3 protein-coding genes are annotated in these 18,292 nt (G+C 73.6%); all 3 read left to right on the top strand.

The window, feature by feature from the left end; all coding sequences use genetic code 11:
* A complete protein-coding gene (locus HV826_RS31080; RefSeq protein ID WP_176420686.1) occupies positions 1–5,397 on the top strand; it encodes a non-ribosomal peptide synthetase in 5,397 nt (1,798 codons plus the stop codon).
* Positions 5,390–16,768 (top strand): non-ribosomal peptide synthetase/type I polyketide synthase, encoded by an 11,379-nt coding sequence (locus HV826_RS31075; RefSeq protein ID WP_176420685.1) that lies wholly within the window; start codon positions 5,390–5,392, stop codon positions 16,766–16,768. Before HV826_RS31080 ends, HV826_RS31075 begins: the two co-directional genes overlap by 8 nt.
* Positions 16,765–18,292: condensation domain-containing protein (locus tag HV826_RS31070; RefSeq protein ID WP_255217504.1), on the top strand; the 1,528-nt coding region annotated here is incomplete at its 3' end. The genes HV826_RS31075 and HV826_RS31070, both read left to right, overlap by 4 nt.

Here is an 18,292-nt window from a genome sequence, read left to right as displayed (position 1 = left end):
ATGCACCTTCCGATTCGCTCCCAGTACGCCTCCGAGGCTGCTCGCCCGGGAGATGCCACCCTGGTGGACGTGTGCCGGACCCGGGCGGCGGCGCAGCCCGAGGACTGGATTTACACGTTTTTGGAGGATGAAGGCGAAAGCGTCCTCACGTACGCGGAGTTGGATGTGGGGGCACGGGCCGTGGCCGCGCTGCTGCAACGGCACCTGGCGCCCGGCGATCGTGCGTTGCTGCTGTATCCACCGGGCCGCGAGTACGCGTTCGGCTTCCTGGGGTGCCTCTACGCGGGCGTGGTGGCCGTACCGGCCTATCCACCGGACCCGATGCGGCTCGGCCGCACCTTGCCGAGGCTCCAGTCCCTGGTGGCGGACTGTGGCGCGCGGGTGGCGCTGACGACGTCCGGCATCGCGGACATGGTGGAGCCGCTGACGGAAGGCGCGCCGGATTTGCGCGCGCTCCGCTGGTTGGCCACGGACACGGTGGCCCCGGCGGAGGCCGCGGCCTGGCGCGCACCGGCCCTGAGCGGCGAGTCGGTGGCGTTCCTCCAGTACACGTCGGGTTCGACGGGGACGCCGCGAGGCGTGGTGCTGCGGCACCGCCACCTGCTGCACAACTCGTGGCTGATCGCCCGCGGCTTCGACGCGAGCCCGAACGCGGTGGGCGTCCTCTGGTTGCCGCCGTACCACGACATGGGGCTGATTGGCGGGCTCCTCCAGCCGCTGTACCGCGACTTCCCCATGGTGCTGTTGCCACCGCTGTCGTTCCTCCAGCGGCCCATGGGCTGGCTGGAGGCCGTGTCGCGCTACGGGGGCTCGGTGTGCGGCGCGCCCAACTTCGCGTTCGACCTGTGCGTCCGGAAGAGCACGCCCGCGCAGCGGGCCGCGTTGGACTTGAGCCGCTGGGAGTCGGCCTTCTGCGGCGCGGAGCCGGTGCGCGCGGACACGCTGGAGCGCTTCGCGGAGGCGTTCGCGCCCGCGGGCTTCCGGCGTGAGGCGTTCTACCCCTGCTATGGCCTGGCGGAGGGGACGCTCATCGTGTCGGGCGGCGTGCGCGCGGCGGCCCCGGTGGTGCGGCGCTTCTCACGGGAGGGCTTGCTGCGGGGTGAAGCGCGAGCCCCCGAGGCCGAGTCCGCGGAGGCCGTGCTGGTGGGCTGTGGCCAGGTGCTGGGCGACCAGGACGTGCGGGTGGTGGACCCGGTGACGCGCCGCCCGTGTCCGCCGGGCCGCGTGGGCGAGCTGTGGGTGCGGGGCCCCAGCGTCGCGGATGGATACTGGCAGCGGCCGGAGGAGACGGAGCGCACGTTTCACGGGCGGCTCGCGGACTCGGGAGAAGGTCCATACCTGCGCACGGGGGACCTGGGCGTCATCGAGGACGGCGAGGTCTTCGTCACGGGCCGCGCGAAGGACGTGCTGGTGCTTCGGGGGCGCAACCACTATCCGCAGGACCTGGAGCAGTCCGCGGAGCGCTGTCACCCCGGCGTGCGTCCTGGCTGTGGCGCCGCGTTCCTCGTGGAAGAGGCGGGTGAGGAGCGGTTGGTGCTCGTCCAGGAGGTGGCCGCGAAGGTGGCGGCCGACGGCGCGGTGGCTGAGGTCGTCACGCGCATCCGCGCGGCCTTGTCCGAGGAGCATGGCCTGGCCGCGTCCGCGGTGGTGCTCATCTCCGCGGGCTCCCTCCCCAAGACCTCCAGCGGCAAGGTGCAACGGCGTGCCACGCGCGAGGCCTTCCTGGCGGGGACGCTGGACGTCGTCCTCGCCTGGCGGGAGGCGTTGCCCACCGGGCGTGTCGAGCCCTCGCGAATGGGCGCCTCGCCCAGTGAGGCCGCGCCTGACTCCGTCGCGCCGTGGCGCTCAGCCGCCGAGGTGCTCCCCGCGCTGAGCCGCGAGGTGGCGGCGCTGCTGGGCGCGGACGCGCGCGCCGTGGACGTCGACGCGCCGCTCTCTGGTCATGGGCTCGATTCGCTCCGAGCGCTCGAGGTGGTGCATGCGGTGGAGGCCGGCTGGGGGGTCAGTCCGCCGGTGGCCTTCCTGCTCCAAGGCCCGAGCTTGCGTGAAGTGGCGGAGTGGGTATCTCGGGCCGCGGCCGACGCGTCGCCGGTCCTCACGGCCTCGCCCGCGTCCGCGGCGTCGTTCGTGCCGCTGGGGCAGCGCGCGCTCTGGTTCCTCCAGCGCATGGCGCCTGGGAGCACCGCCTACCACGTGGCTCGGGCGGTGCGGTTCCTCACGCCCGTCGACTCCGCCGCGCTGGACCGCGCCTTCTCGGCGCTGGTGTCCCGTCACCCCACGTTGCGCGCCGCGTTCCCGGAGGAGCAGGGGGCGCCGGCGCGTCGGGAGAGCGAGTCCGTCCCCGCGCTGGTGCGCGAAGCCGCGGCCGCGTGGGCGGAGTCCGCGTTGCGTGAGCGGCTCGACGCGGAGTCGCACCGCGCGTTCGACCTCGAACGCGGCCCCCTGCTGCGTGTGCACCTGTTCACCGGAGCGCCGCGTGGGGACGTGCTGCTGCTCGTCATGCACCACCTCGTCACCGACTTCTGGTCGCTGGAGGTGCTCGCCGGAGAGCTGGGGGCGCTGTACGCGGCGGAGGTCCAGGGGACGGCCGCGTCGTTGCCGCCACCTCCTCCGTCCGCGTCGCCCGTCCTTCAGGCGCTGGAAGCCAGCCTGGAGGGCGCGAGAGGAGATGCGATGGTGGCCTGGTGGCGCGAGCGGCTGGGCGGTGAGCTGCCGGTGTTGGAGCTGCCCACGTCGCGCCCGCGTCCGCGGCTCCAGTCCTTCCGTGGCGCCACCGTCACCTTCACCGTGCCGCCGGAGACGGCCACGCGGCTCAAGGCGCTGGCGCGCGACCAGGGCGCGACGCCCTTCATGGCGCTGCTGGCGGGCTATCTCGCGTTCCTGAGCCGCTACACCGGCCAGGAGGACCTCGTCGTGGGAACGCCCACCGCGGGCCGGCCTCGCGCGGACCTGTCACGGCAGATGGGGTACTTCGTCAACCCGGTGGCGCTGCGCGCGCGCGTGCCGCGGACACAGTCCTTCACCGCGCTGCTGGCCCACGTCCGCGCCACGGTCCTGGACGCACTGGACCATCAGGCGCTGCCCTTCGCGCGGCTCGTCGAGCAGCTGCAGCCGCGGCGAGACGCCTCGCGCGCGCCTGTCTTCCAGGCGATGTTCGCCTTGCAGTCCGGCCGTCCGGGACGCGAGGCGCTGGGCGGTCTGGCGCTGGGCGTGGAGGGCGCTCGAGCGCGGGTGGGCGAGCTGGACGTCGAGGCCGTTCCCCTGCGGCACCTCGCCTCCGCCTTCGACCTCTCGCTGATGATGGCCGAGGTGGAGGGGGGCTTCGCGGCCAGCCTGGAGTACTGCTCGGACCTCTTCGATGCGGACGCCGCGGCGCGGATGGCGCGCCACCTGGGGGCGCTGTTCGCCGCCGCCTCGTTGGCGCCGCACGCGCACGTGGGGGACCTGCCCCTGCTGGACGTCGCCGAGCGCGACCGCGTGCTGTCCCAGGGGCGTGGGGCGGCCCGCGTTCCTGGGGAAGCCCAGGCCGCGTCCGGGCGCGTGGAGCCGCCTGGGCTGCTCGCGCGGTTCGGCGCGTGGGCCGCGGAGACGCCGGACGCGGTCGCGCTGGTCGCGGGTCCGGCCCGTTGGTCCTACGCGGCGCTGGACGCGTGGGCGGGGCGGTTGGCGGCGCGGCTGCGGCGACACGGCGTGGCGCGGGAGGCGCGGGTCGGCGTGCTGCTGTCACGAGGCGGGCCCGAGTCCGTCGTGGCCTTCCTCGCCGTGCTCGCGGCGGGGGGCGTGGTGGTGCCGCTCGACCCCACGTCTCCCGCGGAGCGCCTGGAGTGGATGCTGCGGGACAGTGGCGCCCGGGTGCTGCTGTCCCACGCGAGTCTGGCCCGGCGTCTGGCGGTCCCCGAAGGCGTCGAGGTCCTGTCCTGGGAGTCGCACGGCACGCAGGAGGTGCTGGACGCGACGCCCAGGGCCTCCGCCGCGGAGACGGGCGCCGCGTGGCCGCGCGAGGCCGCCGCGTATGTCATCTACACCTCCGGGAGCACCGGGCGTCCCAAGGGCGTGGTCGTCACCCACCAGTCAATGGCGCACCTGGCCCGGTCCTCCCTGGCGCTGCGGCCCGGCCCCGGCACCCGGGTGCTCCAGCACGCGTCGCCCGCCTTCGACATGTCCGTGTGGGACTACTTGATGGCGCTCACCACGGGGGCCGCGCTGCACGTGGCGCCAGCGGGAGAGGTGCTCGCGGGAGACGCGCTGTACCGGGTGCTGCGCGATGAGCGCATCACCTCCGCGCTGCTGCCTCCATCCGTGGTCGCGTTGCTGCCCGATGCGCCCCTGCCGGACCTGGCGGTGCTCATCGTTGGCGGCGACGTGTGCCCGCGCGAGCTGGTGACGCGCTTCGGGCCGGGCCGCACCTTCATCAACGGGTACGGGCCCACGGAGGTGACGGTCTGCGCGACCTGGGAGTGGAGCCCTCCGGGTGATTTGGCGCCGGGCATCGGCGTGCCCATGGCGCACGTCGACACGTACGTGCTGGACGCGGCCCTGCGCCCCGTGCCGGTGGGTGTGGCGGGCGAATTGTTCGTGGGCGGGGAGGGCGTGGCGCGCGGCTACCTGGGCCAGCCGGGCCTCACGGCCGAGCGCTTCGTTCCGGACCCGTATGGCGGCGCGCCCGGCGCGCGGCTCTACCGCACGGGGGACCGGGTGCGGTGGTCGCCGGACGGGCGGCTCGAATTCCTGGGGCGCGTGGATGTCCAGCTCAAGCTGCGCGGCTTCCGCATCGAACCGGGCGAGGTGGAGGTGGCCCTCCGGGAGCTGGCGGGGATGCGGCAGGCGCACGTGCGCGTGTGGTCGCCGCCCGCTGGCGGGGAGGCGCGGCTGGTGGCCTACGTGGTGCCGGGCCCCGGAGCGCCGCTGCCACCGGGCGAGGTCCGCGCGCGCCTGCGTGCCCGGCTCCCGGAGCAGCTCGTCCCGGTGGACCTCATCTCCCTGGAGGCGTTGCCGATGACGACCGGCGGCAAGGTGGACGCACGCGCGCTGCCCGCCCCGGTGCGAACCGTGACGGCGGAGAGCGCGCCGCGCACGCCGCTGGAGGAGTCCCTCGCGAAGGCCTGGGCGGAGGCCCTGGGGCTGCCCTCGGTGGGGGTGCACTCGCACTTCTTCGACGACCTCGGCGGCAGCTCGCTGGCGGCGGTGCGGACGTGCGCGCGGCTGCGTGAGACGTTGGGCCAGGACGTGCCCATCACCCATCTCTTCGAACACCCCACCGTCCACTCCCTGGCCCGGCGCCTGGCGTCCGAGTCGTCTCCAGGGCCGACGTCCGACGAGAAACACCAGACGCGCGCGGAGGCCCGGCGACAGGTCCTCCAGCGTCGCGGAGGAAGGAACCCTCGAGGCAATGGCTGACCACGACATGACGGGCGGAGACAGCACGGGGATGGGCAACGACATCGCGATCATCGGCATGGCGGTCCGCTTTCCAGGGGCCCGCGACGTGGACGCGTTCTGGGGGAACCTGCGCGACGGCGTGGAGTCCATCACCCGCCTGTCTTCGGAGTCACTGGAGCCTTCGCCCCTGGTCCCCGCGCTGGTGCGTGGCCACCCGGACTTCGTGCCGGTGGCCTCGGAGCTGGAAGGCGGAGACCACTTCGACGCGGCCTTCTTCGGCGTGGCGCCGCGCGAGGCGCAGTGGATGGATCCGCAGCAGCGCGTGTTCCTGGAGTGTGCGTGGGCCGCGCTGGAGGACGCCGCGCTCGACCCCGAACGCTTCGACGGGAAGGTGTCGCTCTACGCGGGGGCGGGCGCCTCGCTGCACACGTTGGGGTTGTTGGGGCAGGGCGCCCTGGACCCCGCGTCGCTCTACGAGTTGCTGGGCACGACGGGGGAGAACCTCGCGACGAAGGCGTCCTTCAAGCTGGGCCTGCGCGGCGAGAGCCTGTCCGTCTACACCGCGTGCTCCACGGGCCTGGTGGCCGTGCACATGGCGTGTCAGAGCCTGCTGATGCGCCAGTCGGACGTGGCGCTGGCGGGCGCGGTGCGGCTGTCACTGCCACAGCGGTCGGGCTACCTGTTCCAGGAGGGGATGATTCTCTCCCCGGACGGCCACTGCCGGGCGTTCGACGCACGCGCGGCCGGAACGGTGCCGGGCAATGGCGCGGCGGTGGTGGTGCTCAAGCCCTTGGCGGACGCGCTGCGGGATGGCGACACCATCCATGCCGTCATCAAGGGATCGGCCATCAACAACGATGGCGCCGCGAAGGTCGGCTACACGGCGCCGAGCGTGGAGGGGCAGGCGGACGTCATCAGTGAGGCCCTGGCCTACGCGGGACTGGAGGCGCGGGACATCGGCTACGTGGAGGCGCACGGGACGGGTACGGCGCTGGGGGACCCCATCGAGGTGGCGGCGCTGACGCGGGCGTTCCGCCGTCATACGGACGCGACGGGGTACTGCGGCCTGGGCTCGGTGAAGACGAACGTGGGCCACCTGGACACGGCGGCGGGGCTCGCGGGGCTCATCAAGGCGGTGCTGGCCCTGAAGCACGAGGCGCTGCCGGCCAGCCTCCACTTCGAGCGCCCCAATCCGGCCATCGACTTCGCGGGCAGTCCGTTCTTCGTCGTGGACGCGCTCCGGCCCTGGCCTCGGGGCGACGTGCCCCGGCGCGCGGGCGTCAGCTCGTTCGGCATTGGGGGGACGAACGCCCACGTGGTGCTGGAAGAGGCGCCGCTGACCGCTCGGACCCAGGAGCGCTCGCGCCCCACGCAGGTGGTGACGCTGTCGGCTCGAACGGCCGAGGCGTTGGCGTCCACGGCGCGGGAGCTGGCGGACTGGCTGGAGCGCGCGCCCGGCGAGGTGTCGTTGCCGGACGTGGCCTTCACCCGCAACACGGGCCGCCGCGCCTTCGAGCACCGGAGGGCCGTGGTGGCGGGCGACCGCGAGGCGCTGGTGGCCGCGCTGTGGGCGCCGGGGCAGGGGCGCGTGGTGGAGGACGTCGCGGCGGCGCGCGATGCGCGCGTGGCGTTCCTGCTGCCGGGACAGGGCGCGCAGTCCGTGGGCATGGGGCGAGCGCTTCACGCCGCGGAGCCCGCGTACCGCGAAGCGCTGGAGACCTGCCTGCGGGAGCTGGGGCCGCGGCTGGAGGCGTCGGTGCGCGCGGTGTTGTTCCCCGCGCCAGGAGGCGAGGACGCCGCGAAGGCGCTGCTGGCGGACCCGGGCTGCGCGCTGCCCGCGCTGTTCTCGGTGGAGTACGCGCTCGCGCGCCAGTGGGAGTCGTGGGGCGTGAAGCCCCATGCGCTGCTGGGGCACAGCTTCGGTGAGTACGTGGCGGCGTGCCTCGCGGGCGTGCTGCCCCTGGAGGACGCGCTGGCCCTGGCGGCGGCGCGTGGCCGGCTGATGGCGCGCATGCCGGCGGGCAGCATGACGGCGGTGGGGTGCTCCGAGGCCGTCATCCGCCCCTTGCTGACGGGGGCGTTGTCGCTGGCCGCGGTGAATGGGGCGGAGCGCTGCGTGGTCTCCGGCCCCACGCCGGAGGTCGAGGCCCTGGAGCGCGAGCTCACGACACGGGGGGTGGGCGTGCTGCGCCTGCCCGCGGCCCATGCGTTCCATTCCGCGGCGGTGGAGCCGCTGATGGAGGACCTGCGCCAGGTCGTCTCCGGGCTGCGCTTGTCCGCGCCCCAGCGCCCCTACGTGTCCAGCGTCACCGGGACGTGGATCCGCGCGGACGAGGCGACGGACCCGGCCTACTGGGTCCGGCAGATGCGGGCGCCGGTGCGCTTCGCGGATGGACTGGAGACGCTCCAAGCGGACGGCTGCACGGTGTTCCTCGAAGTGGGGCCGGACCAGGCGCTCACGGCCCTGGCGAAGCTGGGCTTGCGCGGACACGCGGGCCGGGCCGTGGCGTCGCTGCCGCGGGCGGGGTCGACGTCGAGCCCGCATGCGGCGCTGATGGCGGCGCTGGGCGCGTTGTGGGAGCAGGGATGGGCGCTCGATTGGAGCCAGGTCTACGCGCACGAGCAGCGCCGGAAGTTGCCGCTGCCTGTCTATCCCTTCCAGCGCCAATCCATGGGCACCGCGCCCGCGCCCGTGCTCGTCAGCCCACCGGTGCCTCGTGAGGTGCCGCCCCCTCCCGCCGACGTGGCGGCGGTCCATGAGGAAGGACCGCCTGACGCCGCGGGGCCCCGGACGGACGTGGAGCGGCAGGTGCTGGCCATCTGGCGCGAGCGGTTGGGTCGCGCGGACTTTGGCATCCACGACGACTTCCTGGAGCTGGGGGGCAACTCGTTGATGGCCGCGCAGATGCTGACGCGGCTGCGCGAGGCGTTCCCGGTGCAGCTCCCCCTGAGCGACGTGTTCGAGGCGCCCACGGTGGCCGGGGTGTCCGCGCGCATCCAGGCGCGGATGGGCTCGGCGGGCGCGGTGACGGGGGAGGCCGCGCTGCCGCCGCTGGCGCGTATCGCGCGTGACGGCGTGTTGCCCCTGTCCGTGGTGCAGGAGCGCGTCTGCGCGTTGGAGCAGGCGCTGCCGGGCAACCCGGCGCTCAACATGTACGTGGTGCTGCGGCTGCGCGGGGCGCTGGACGTGGCGCTCATGGAGCGGAGCCTGGAGGCGGTGGTGCGCCGTCACGAGGCGCTGCGCACCTCCTATCCGCGCGTCCAGGGCGCGACGGTCCTCCGCATCGCGCCGGAGGTGAAGCTGCCGCTGGCAGTGGAACCGCTGGCGGCAGAGGGCTGGGAGCAGCGCGTCCATGACGAGGTGGCGCGTCCCTTCGACCTGGAGCGCGGGCCCGTGGTCCGCGCGCGCCTCTGGCGGCTGTCCCCGGAAGAGCACCTGCTCGCCGTCACGGTGCATCACGTGGTGTGTGACACGTGGTCACTGGTGGTGCTCGGCAAGGAGCTGGGGGCGCACTACAGCGCCTTCAAGCGGGGGCAGCCCGTCGCGTTGCCCGCCCTGGCCGTGCAGTACGCGGATTATGCGGCCTGGCAGCGACGGGCGCTGAGAGAGGGGGCCTTCGCCGCGCAGGCCGCGGCGTGGCGCGAGCGGCTGGTGTCGCTCCCGGGGCCCCTGGCGCTGCCGGTGGACCGTGCCCCGGGCGAGGGGCCCGCGCTGCGGGGCCAGCGGTTGAACGTGGGGTTCTCCCGCGCGCTGTCGGAGTCGGTCCAGGCCCTGGCGCAGCGTGAGGGCATCACCCCGTTCATGGTGCTGCTGGCGTCGTGGAAGGCGCTGCTGTCGCGCTGGTCGGGCCAGGACGACATCGTCGTGGGGACCCCCATTGGCAACCGCAGCCGGCCGGAGCTGGAGCCGCTGATGGGCTACGTGGCGCACGCCGTCCCGCTTCGGACGGACCTGTCCGGAGCCCCGCCGTTCCGCGAGCTGCTGACGCGAGTCCGGGACGTGATGCTGGAGGCCTACGCGCATCCGGATGTCCCGTACGAAGAGCTGGTGCGGGAAATCGAGCCGCGGAAGGACACGGGCCGCGAGCGCGTCTTCGACACGTTGCTCGTCCTGCACACCCGCTTCGAGCCCAACGTGGAGCTGCCCGGCCTGCTGATGAGTCTGGTGGAGCTGGAGAACGGGCCACCGCAGTTCGGCGCGGTCCTGTCGAACCTGTCCATCTCCCTGGGCGAGCACGCGCACGGCTTCGCTGGCACCGTGGACTACGCGGACGAACGCTTCGAGCGGGCGACCGTGGAGCGGTTGATGGCGCACTGGACCACCCTGCTCGAAGCCGCGGTGGCGGACCCCGACCTGCCCGTGTCCGAGCTGCCACTGGAGGCGCCGCCATCACCGCGCGCCCCGTCGCTGGCGGACAGCCGCCTCTCCGCGCCCGTGCCCTTGGCGTCGCTGCTGCGGGAGCGCGCGGCGAAGGCCGCGTCCGCCGTCGCGCTGACGGCGGCGGATGGGCGGGCCGTCACGTGGGGAGCGTTGCGCGCGGGAGCAGGGCGGCTCGCGTCCGAGCTGAAGGCGCGAGGCGTGGGCCCCGACGCCCTGGTGGCGGTGTGCCTGGACGCGTCGGTGGAGCAGGTGGTCGCGCTGTGGGCGGTCCTGGAGGTGGGCGCGGCCTATGTGCTGTTGCCGGTGCCTCGGCTCCGTGAGCTGTCCGCGTTCGCACCGCCGGGCGCGCCCGCTCCGTTGCTGCTGACGCGCGCGAACGTCCGCACGAGCGCACCGCTCGACGGGGCGCGCGTCCTCCACGTCGATGAGGTGCTCGCGGCTCCAGAGGCCTCGGAGCCCGCGTCCCAGGCGGGGGCCGAGCCCGGCTCCGAGCCCGTCTCCGAGCCTCCTTCCGAGCGGGTCTGCCTGGAGCCCCTGCGCGGGCCTGGGGGCGAGCGGCTTCACGCCATCCACACGCACGGCACGGTCGCGGCGTTGTTCGCGCGGTTGGACGCGGGGGGCGCGCCGGAAGGGGGCGTCTGGCTCGCGGCGGAGGCGCCCACCGAGCCGGGGACGGGCCTGGAGCTGCTGTGGGCCCTGACGCGCGGGCTGCGCGGGGTGCTGCCAGCGGAGCGCGCGCGCTTCGCGTGGGGCGGCTCGGGCGCTGGCGGCTCGCGGCGGCCCATGGACTTCAGCCTGTCCTTCTTCGCCAACGACGAGGACTCGCTGGGCGGGCGCAAGTACCGGCTGCTGCTGGAGGCCGCGAAGTTCGCGGACGCGCATGGCTTCTCGGCGGTGTGGACGCCGGAGCGGCACTTCCATTCGTTCGGTGGGCTCTATCCCCGGCCGGCGGTGGTGGGCGCGGGCGTGGCGACGGTGACGGAGCGCCTGGGCATTCGCGCGGGCAGCGTGGTGCTCCCGCTGCATGACCCCGTCCTCGTCGCCGAGGAGTGGGCCGTGCTGGACAACCTGTCCGAGGGCCGCGTCGGCGTGTCCTTCGCCTCCGGCTGGCACGTGAATGACTTCGTGTTCGCGCCGGACCGCTATGCGCGCAGGAAGGAGGTCCTCCTGCGCGGCATCGAAGACGTGCGGACGCTGTGGGGCGGGGGCACGGTGCTCCGGCGCAACGGGAACGGGGAGGAGGTGGCGCTGTCGCTGCGGCCTCGGCCCGTGCAGAAGTCGTTGCCTGTCTGGCTCACCGCCGCCGGAAGTCCGGAGACGTTCCGCCTGGCCGGAGAGCTGGGGGCCTACGTGCTCACCAACTTGATGGGCCAGCAGTTGGATGACCTGGCCTCCAAGGTGGCGTTGTACCGGGACGCGTGGCGCCAGCACGGTCATCCGGGCCGGGGGCACGTGAGCCTGATGATGCACGCGTACCTGGGCGACGACCCGTCCGTGGTGCGCGAGCGGGTGCGACAGCCGCTGCTCGACTACTTCCGCGGCTCGGTGGACATCCTCGCGGGCTTCGTGGCCAGCCAGGGCCTTCAGGTGGACCCGCGCTCACTGACGCCCGGGGACATGGACGCGCTGCTGAGCCACGGCGTCGAACGCTACATGGACGACGGCGGCCTCTTTGGCACCCCCGAGAGCTGCGGCCCCGTGGTGGAGCGCGTGCGGCGGCTCGACGTGGACGAGATCGCCTGCCTCGTGGACTTCGGCGTGGAGGTGGACGCGACCCTGGAGGGGCTGCGTCACCTGGAGGGGCTGCGAGCCCGTCATTCGCCGGAGCCAGGCCTCGCGGTGCCGGTGCCTCAGTTGAGGGAAGGGCCCGACGCGGCGACGGCCTTGTTGTCGCTCGTGCGGGAGGCGGAGGTCACGCACCTGCACTGCACGGCGGCGCTCGCGCGGTCGCTGCTGGCGCTCCCCGGCGCGGAGGCGGCGCTGCGTCCCGTTCGTCAGGTGCTGCTGGAGGACGCCGCGCCGGACGTGGCGGCGTCGCTGGAGCGGCTGCTCCCGGGGCGCGTCGCGCACCGCCACGAGGCCCTGGGGCCCGGAGCCTGGGCGATGGGCACGGAGGCTCCAGCCGGCACGGCCTGGAGCGTGGTGGACGGGCGCGGTCAGCCCGTCCCCCTGGGCGTGGTGGGGGAGTTGATGGTGGAGGGCGCCGGTGTGCCCGGGGGCTTCTGGAACGCGCCGGAGCGCTCCGCGTTGCGAGTCCTCCCCACCGCGCGGGAAGGCGTGCGCCGTCTGGTCACCGGGCGCAGGGCCCGGCGCCGGGCGGATGGGACGCTGGAGCTGCTGCCCGCCGTGCCCACCCCCACGCGCCGTCCCGCTCCGCCGAAGGCCGCCGTCATGCCGGGCGCCGCCGCGAAGGCACGGCAGGGGCCGCCGCCCATCCCCGTGGTGTCGCGAGACCGGCCGCTGCCGCTGTCGTTCTCACAGCAGCGGCTCTGGTACATGGACCGGTTGGAGCCGGGCAACGTCGCCTACAACAACGCCGTCGCGTTCGTGCTGAGCGGCGCGCTCGACGTGGCGGCGCTGACCCAGGCGTTCAATGCGGTGGTGGCCCGGCACGAGGCGCTCCGGACCACCTTCGCCCAGGTGGGCGCGGACGCGGTGCAGGTCATCGCGCCAACGTTGGAGGTTCCCATGCCCTTGCTCGTGGCGGAGGGGGCGAGCGAGGACGTCGTCGCGAGCTGGGCGCGTGAAGAGGCGCGCCGTCCCTTCGACCTGGAGCAGGGGCCGCTGCTCCGGGCGGTGTTGCTCCGGCGGGGCGACACCGAGCACGTCCTGCTGCTCACGCTCCATCACATCATCTCGGACGGCTGGTCCGCGGGTGTGATGGTGCACGAGGTGGCCCGCTTGTACGAGGCCGCGAAGACGGGCCAGCCCGCGGCGCTGCCGGCGTTGCCCGTGCAGTACGCGGACTATTCCGTCTGGCAGCTCGAGTGGATGAAGGGCCCCGCGCTGAAGTCCGAACAGGACTGGTGGCGCGACGTGTTGACGGACGTGCCCGTGCTCCAGCTTCCAACGGACAGGCCTCGTCCCGCGGTGCAGACCTACGAGGGCGAGCGGCGCGCCGTCACCATCCCGCGCCCGTTGACGGAGGCCCTGGCCTCCGTGGGCCGGCGGGTGGGGGCTACGCCCTTCATGGTGCTGATGGCCGCGTGGCAGGCCTTGCTCCACGCGTACTCGGGGCAGGAGGACTTCGCGGTGGGCACGCCGGTGGCCGGCCGGAACCGCCCGGAGGTCGAGCCGTTGATGGGGTGCTTCATCAACTCCATCGCCCTGCGTGCGGACCTGGCTGGCGACCCGGCCTTCGCGGAGCTGGTGGGCCGCGTGCGCCGGACCGCGCTGGAGAGCTTCGCCCACCAGGAGGTGCCCTTCGAGAAGCTGGTGGAGGCGCTGCACGTCCCGCGCGACCTCAGCCATACGCCCATCTTCCAGACGATGCTGGTGCTCCACAACACGCCCACGCCGGAGCTGTCGCTGGCGGGGCTCCAGCTTCGCGGCCGTCCCGTCCACACGGGGGCCACCAAGCTGGACCTGACCCTGGAGCTCGCGGAGACGCCAGCGGGCCTGAGCGGCGGCATCGAATACAACACGGACCTCTTCGACGCGGACACCATCGCGCGGCTCGCGGGGCAGCTGCTCCGCGTGTTGGAGGCGGTGGCGGCGGCGCCGGAGCTGCGGCTGTCACAGCTCGAGCTGCTGACCGGGGCCGAGCGCCAACGGTTGCTGGTGGAGTGGAACGCCTCGCCGCTGCCTGGCGTCGCGGCGGCGGACAGCGTCCCGGCGCGCTTCCTGGCGCAGGTGGCGCGCACGCCGGACCGGGTGGCGGTGGAGGACGGCCACCAGGCGCTGACGTATCGCGAGCTGGCCGGACGGTCGGGGCGCATCGCCGGGTACCTGTCGGCGCGAGGCGTGGGACAGGGTGCCATCGTGGCGCTCGCGCTGGCACATCCCTCGGAAGTGGTCGTGGGGCTGCTCGGCGTGATGCGCGCGGGGGCGGCGGCCGTCGTGCTCGACCTGGACCACCCGATGGAGCGCCTCGCGGGGCTGCTCGCGGAGACGCGAGCCAGCGGAGTGCTCACCACGGAGGCTTCACGCGCCCGGGTGCCCACGCGCGAGGGGACGGAGGTCCTCCACCTGGACTCCGTGCCCGCCAGCCTGGAGGCGCCGCCCAACGCCCCGTCCGCGGACGACGCGGCGTGTGTCGTCTACACGTCGGGGTCCACGGGGACGCCGCGGGGTGTGGTGATGGAGCACCGGCAACTGGTGTCCGCGACGCTCGCGCGGCACGAGGTCTACGGTGAGCCGGGCGTGGTCATGTCCCTGGCGCCGTTCACCTTCGATGCCTCGCTGGCGGGCCTGCTGTGGTCCTTGTTCGGTGGCGGCACGCTGCGCTACCCGGAGGCGGAGGAGCGCGAGGACCCACGCAGGTTGGCGGAGCGGGTCGCGCGCTCGGAGGTCACGCACTTCATCTCCGTGCCCGCCCTCTATGGGCAGGTGCTCGCGGCGGCGCCTCCGGGCGGCCTGCCGAGCCTGCGCGCGGTGAGCGTGGGCGGCGAGGCGTGTCCGGTGGAGCTCACGCGAGCGCATCACGACGCGCTGCCCGCGGTCCCCTTGTTCAACGAGTACGGTCCCACGGAGGCCACCATCTGGAGCACGGTGCACCGGGTTCGCGCGGACGCACCGGGCCACGTGCCCATTGGCCGCGCGGTGCCGGGGGCGCGGGTGTACCTGCTGGATTCGCGGCGCAACCTGGTGCCGCAGGGGGCTCCCGGCGAGGTGTACGTGGGCGGCGCGGGGGTGGCGCGAGGGTATCTGGGCCAGCCCGCGCTGACGGCCGAGCGCTTCGTGGAGGACCCGTTCGATGGACGTCCGGGCGCCCGCATGTACCGCACGGGCGACGTGGCCCGCTGGCGCGCGGACGGGGCGTTGGAGTTCGTGGGCCGCGTGGACCGGCAGGTGAAGGTGCGGGGCTTCCGCATCGAGCCGGGTGAAGTGGAGGCCGCGCTGCTCGCGAGCCCCCAGGTCAAGGACGCGGCCGTCATGGCGCGTGTGGACGGGCGTGGCCCTGGCCGCCTCGTGGCCTACGTCGTGCCCGCGCGGGAGGGCGCGGACAGCGCGCCTGACGCCGCGGCCTTGAAGGCGTGGCTGATGTCCCGGCTGCCGCCGTACATGGTCCCCTCGGCGTTCGTCACGCTCGGCGCGCTGCCTCGCACCCGGCACGGCAAGGTGGACTTCCGGGCGTTGCCCGCGCCGGAGCGCCCCTCGGCGGACGCGCAAGGGCCCGTGGCGGCGCCGCGCTCGGAGGTGGAGGAGACCCTCGCGGCGCTCTGGCGCGACGTCCTCTCGGTGGAGCGCGTGGGCATCCACGACGACTTCTTCGAGCTGGGCGGTGATTCCATCCTGGGCCTGCAAATCGTCACCCGGGCGCGCGCGGCGGGCATCGAGTTGTCGCCGAAGCAGTTGTTCCAGAATCCGACGGTGGCGCGGCTCGCGGCGGTCGCGGGGACGCGCCTCGCGGTGCAGGCCGAGCAGGGCCCCGTCACCGGGCCCGTGGCGCTGACCCCCATCCAGCACTGGTTCTTCGAGCTGGCGCTGGAGGATGCGCACCACTGGAACATGTCCCTGCTGTTGGAGGCGAAGGCGCCGCTGGACGCCGCGTTGTTGCAGCGGGCGCTGGGGCATCTGCTGGAACACCATGACGCGCTCCGGCTGCGCTTCGCTCCCGGTGACGAGGGCTGGCACCAGTCCGCCTCCGCGCCAGGAGCGGCCGTCACGGTGGCTCGCGTGGACCTGTCCTCCGTGCCTGAGTCCGAACAGTCGGCGGCGCTGCTCCGGCACGCCGAGGCGGCGCAAGAGAGCCTGCGGTTGGAGGGGCCCCTGGTCCAGGTGGCGGTGCTGGAGGGGGGCGCCGGACGACCTTCCCGGCTGATGCTGACGGTCCACCATCTGGTGGTGGACGCGGTGTCGTGGCGCATCCTCCTGGAGGACCTGGCGGCGGTGTACGCGAAGCTCGCCGCGGGCGAGGCCGTGGCGCTCCCGCCGAAGACGACGTCGTTCCAGGCGTGGGCTCGGGGGTTGGAGGCGTTGTCGCGCTCGGAGGCGCTGGCGGCGCAGCGGGCATGGTGGCTCGAACGTCCGTGGCGCGAGGCGCCGCGGCTCCCCGTGGACCTGGCGGGTGGGGCCAACACGGAGGCCACCGCGAGCATGGTGCGCGTGACGCTGGACGCCGAGCACACGCGGGCCTTGCTGCACGACGTGCCGAAGGCGTGGCACACGCAGCCTCAAGAGCCGTTGCTGACGGCGCTGGCCCAGGCGCTGATGGCGTGGTCGGGTGGCGCGGTCGCGCTGGTGGACGTGGAGGGGCATGGACGGGAAGACGTGCTGCCGGGCGTGGACGTGTCCCGCACGGTGGGCTGGTTCACCCGGGTGTTCCCCGCGCTGCTGGACCTGCGCGCAACGAAGACGCCCGGTGAGGCGCTTCGCGCGGTGAAGGAGGGCCTGCGCGCCGTGCCCTCGCACGGCATGGGGTGGGGCCTGCTCCGCTACGTCGCGAAGGACGCGGCGCTGGCGGCGCTGCCGCTGGCGGAGGTGGGCTTCAATCACCTGGGACAGGTCGATGGCGCGGTGGGCGCGGGGGCCCCCTTCGTGCTCGCTCCGGAGGGCGAGGCGTTGCATCAGCGGGCTCCGAGCGCGCGCCGGCCGTACCTGCTCGACGTGACGAGCGCGGTACGTGACGGACGGCTGGAGGCCATCTGGACCTTCAGCGAGGCCGTACATCGTCGCGAGACGGTGAGCCGCGTGGCGGAGGGCTTCCTGGCCCGGCTCCGGGAGCTGGTGGAGGCGTCGCGCGCGCCGGAGGCGGGGGGCCATTCGCCCTCGGATTTCCCGCTCGCGAAGGTGAAGCAGGCGCAGCTCGACAAGCTGGCCGCACGGTTCGGAAAGAAGACGCGATGAGCGACAACATCGACGACCTGTACCCCCTGTCGCCGCTGCAGGGCGGCATGTTGTTCCACGCCATCGCCGAGCCCGGGAGGGGCCTGTACTTCAACCAGCTCGTCTGCGAGCTGCGGGGCCGGCTGGATTTGGACGCCTTCACCCGGGCCTGGAATGGCGTCGTGTCCGCGCACCCCGTGCTGCGCACGGCGCTCGTCTGGGATGACGTCGACGAGCCGGTGCAGGTCGTACTCCATGAGGTGGACCTGCCCGTGCGCGTCGAGGACTGGCGCGGCGTGCCGGCCGAAGCCCGGGAGTCGCGGTTGGAGGCCTTCCTGGCGGAGGACCGGCGCGAGGGCTTCGACCTCTCCTCCGCGCCGTTGGTGCGGCTGGCGCTGTTCCGGTGTGGCGACGACTCACACCGCTTCGTGTTCAGCCATTCGCACCTGATCCTGGATGGCTGGTCCGTGCCGCTGGTGCTCCGCGACGTCTTCACCTTGTACGAGGGCGCGCTCTCGGGGCGGCCGGCCCGGCTCTCCCCACCCAGACCCTTCCGGGACTATGTCGAGTGGCTGAGCGAGCAGGACCTGGCGGTCTCCGAGTCCTTCTGGCGTCAGGGGCTCGAAGGGGTCGATGCGCCCACGAATCCGCCGCAGGTGCTCGGGAGCGGTGAGGGGACGGGGAAGGCCTCGCAATCCTTGTTCCTGTCGGAGCCGCTCACCACGGCGTTGACCGGCTTCGCCCGGCGGCAGGGCCTCACGTTGCATACCCTGGTGCAGGGGGCCTGGGCCCTGGTGCTCGGCCATCTGTGTGGCACGGAGGACGTCGTCTTCGGCACCACCGTCTCCGGGCGTCCGCCAGGGTTGGCGGGCGTGGAGGACATGGTGGGGTTGTTCATCAACACCCAGCCCGTGCGTGTCCGGCTGCCACCCGAAGCGCCCCTGTCGGCGTGGCTGCGCGGCATCCAGGAGCTGCAGTTGGAGGCGCGTCAGCACGAGCACGCGCCGCTGGTAAAGGTCCAGCGCTGGAGCAGCGTGCCCGCGGGGACGCCGCTGTTCGAGACCCTGGTCGTCTTCGAGAACTACCCGCTGGACGCCGCGCTCACGTCGGCCTCCCGGGCCTTGGAGGTCCGGGACATCCGGGCCGTCGAGGCGGACCATTTCCCGCTGACGCTCATCTCGACGAATGGGACGCGGCTGCCGCTGTACCTGCGCTACGACCGGAAGCAGTTCTCCGCGGCCTTCGCGGATGCGCAGCTCGAACGGCTGCGCGTCGTGTTGGAGGCGATCGCGGCGAGTCCGGAGCGCGCCTTGGGCACGCTGGCCTTGAGCTCGGAGGCCGAACGTCACCAGGTCCTCGTGGCGTGGAACGACACGCGCACGGCGTTCGCGGACGAGGCCTCGGTGCTGGGGCGCTTCCAGGCGCAAGTGGACCGATGCCCGGCTGCCGCGGCGGTGAGGTGCGAGGAGGAGGTGCTGACGTACGGGGAGCTGGAGGCGCGGGCGAACCAGTGGGCGCACCACCTGCGGGGGCTGGGAGTGGGGG

This window comes from Myxococcus sp. AM010 (genome assembly GCF_013372585.1).
Classification (GTDB): domain Bacteria; phylum Myxococcota; class Myxococcia; order Myxococcales; family Myxococcaceae; genus Myxococcus; species Myxococcus vastator.
This window is presented reverse-complemented; position numbering and strand designations above follow the sequence as displayed.

What these genes read in the sequence shown, in the direction of transcription:
- HV826_RS31080 (WP_176420686.1), top strand. Translation starts at nt 1, where the DNA reads ATGCACCTTCCGATTCGCTCCCAGTACGCCTCCGAGGCTGCTCGCCCG.
- HV826_RS31075 (WP_176420685.1), top strand. Translation starts at nt 5,390, where the DNA reads ATGGCTGACCACGACATGACGGGCGGAGACAGCACGGGGATGGGCAAC.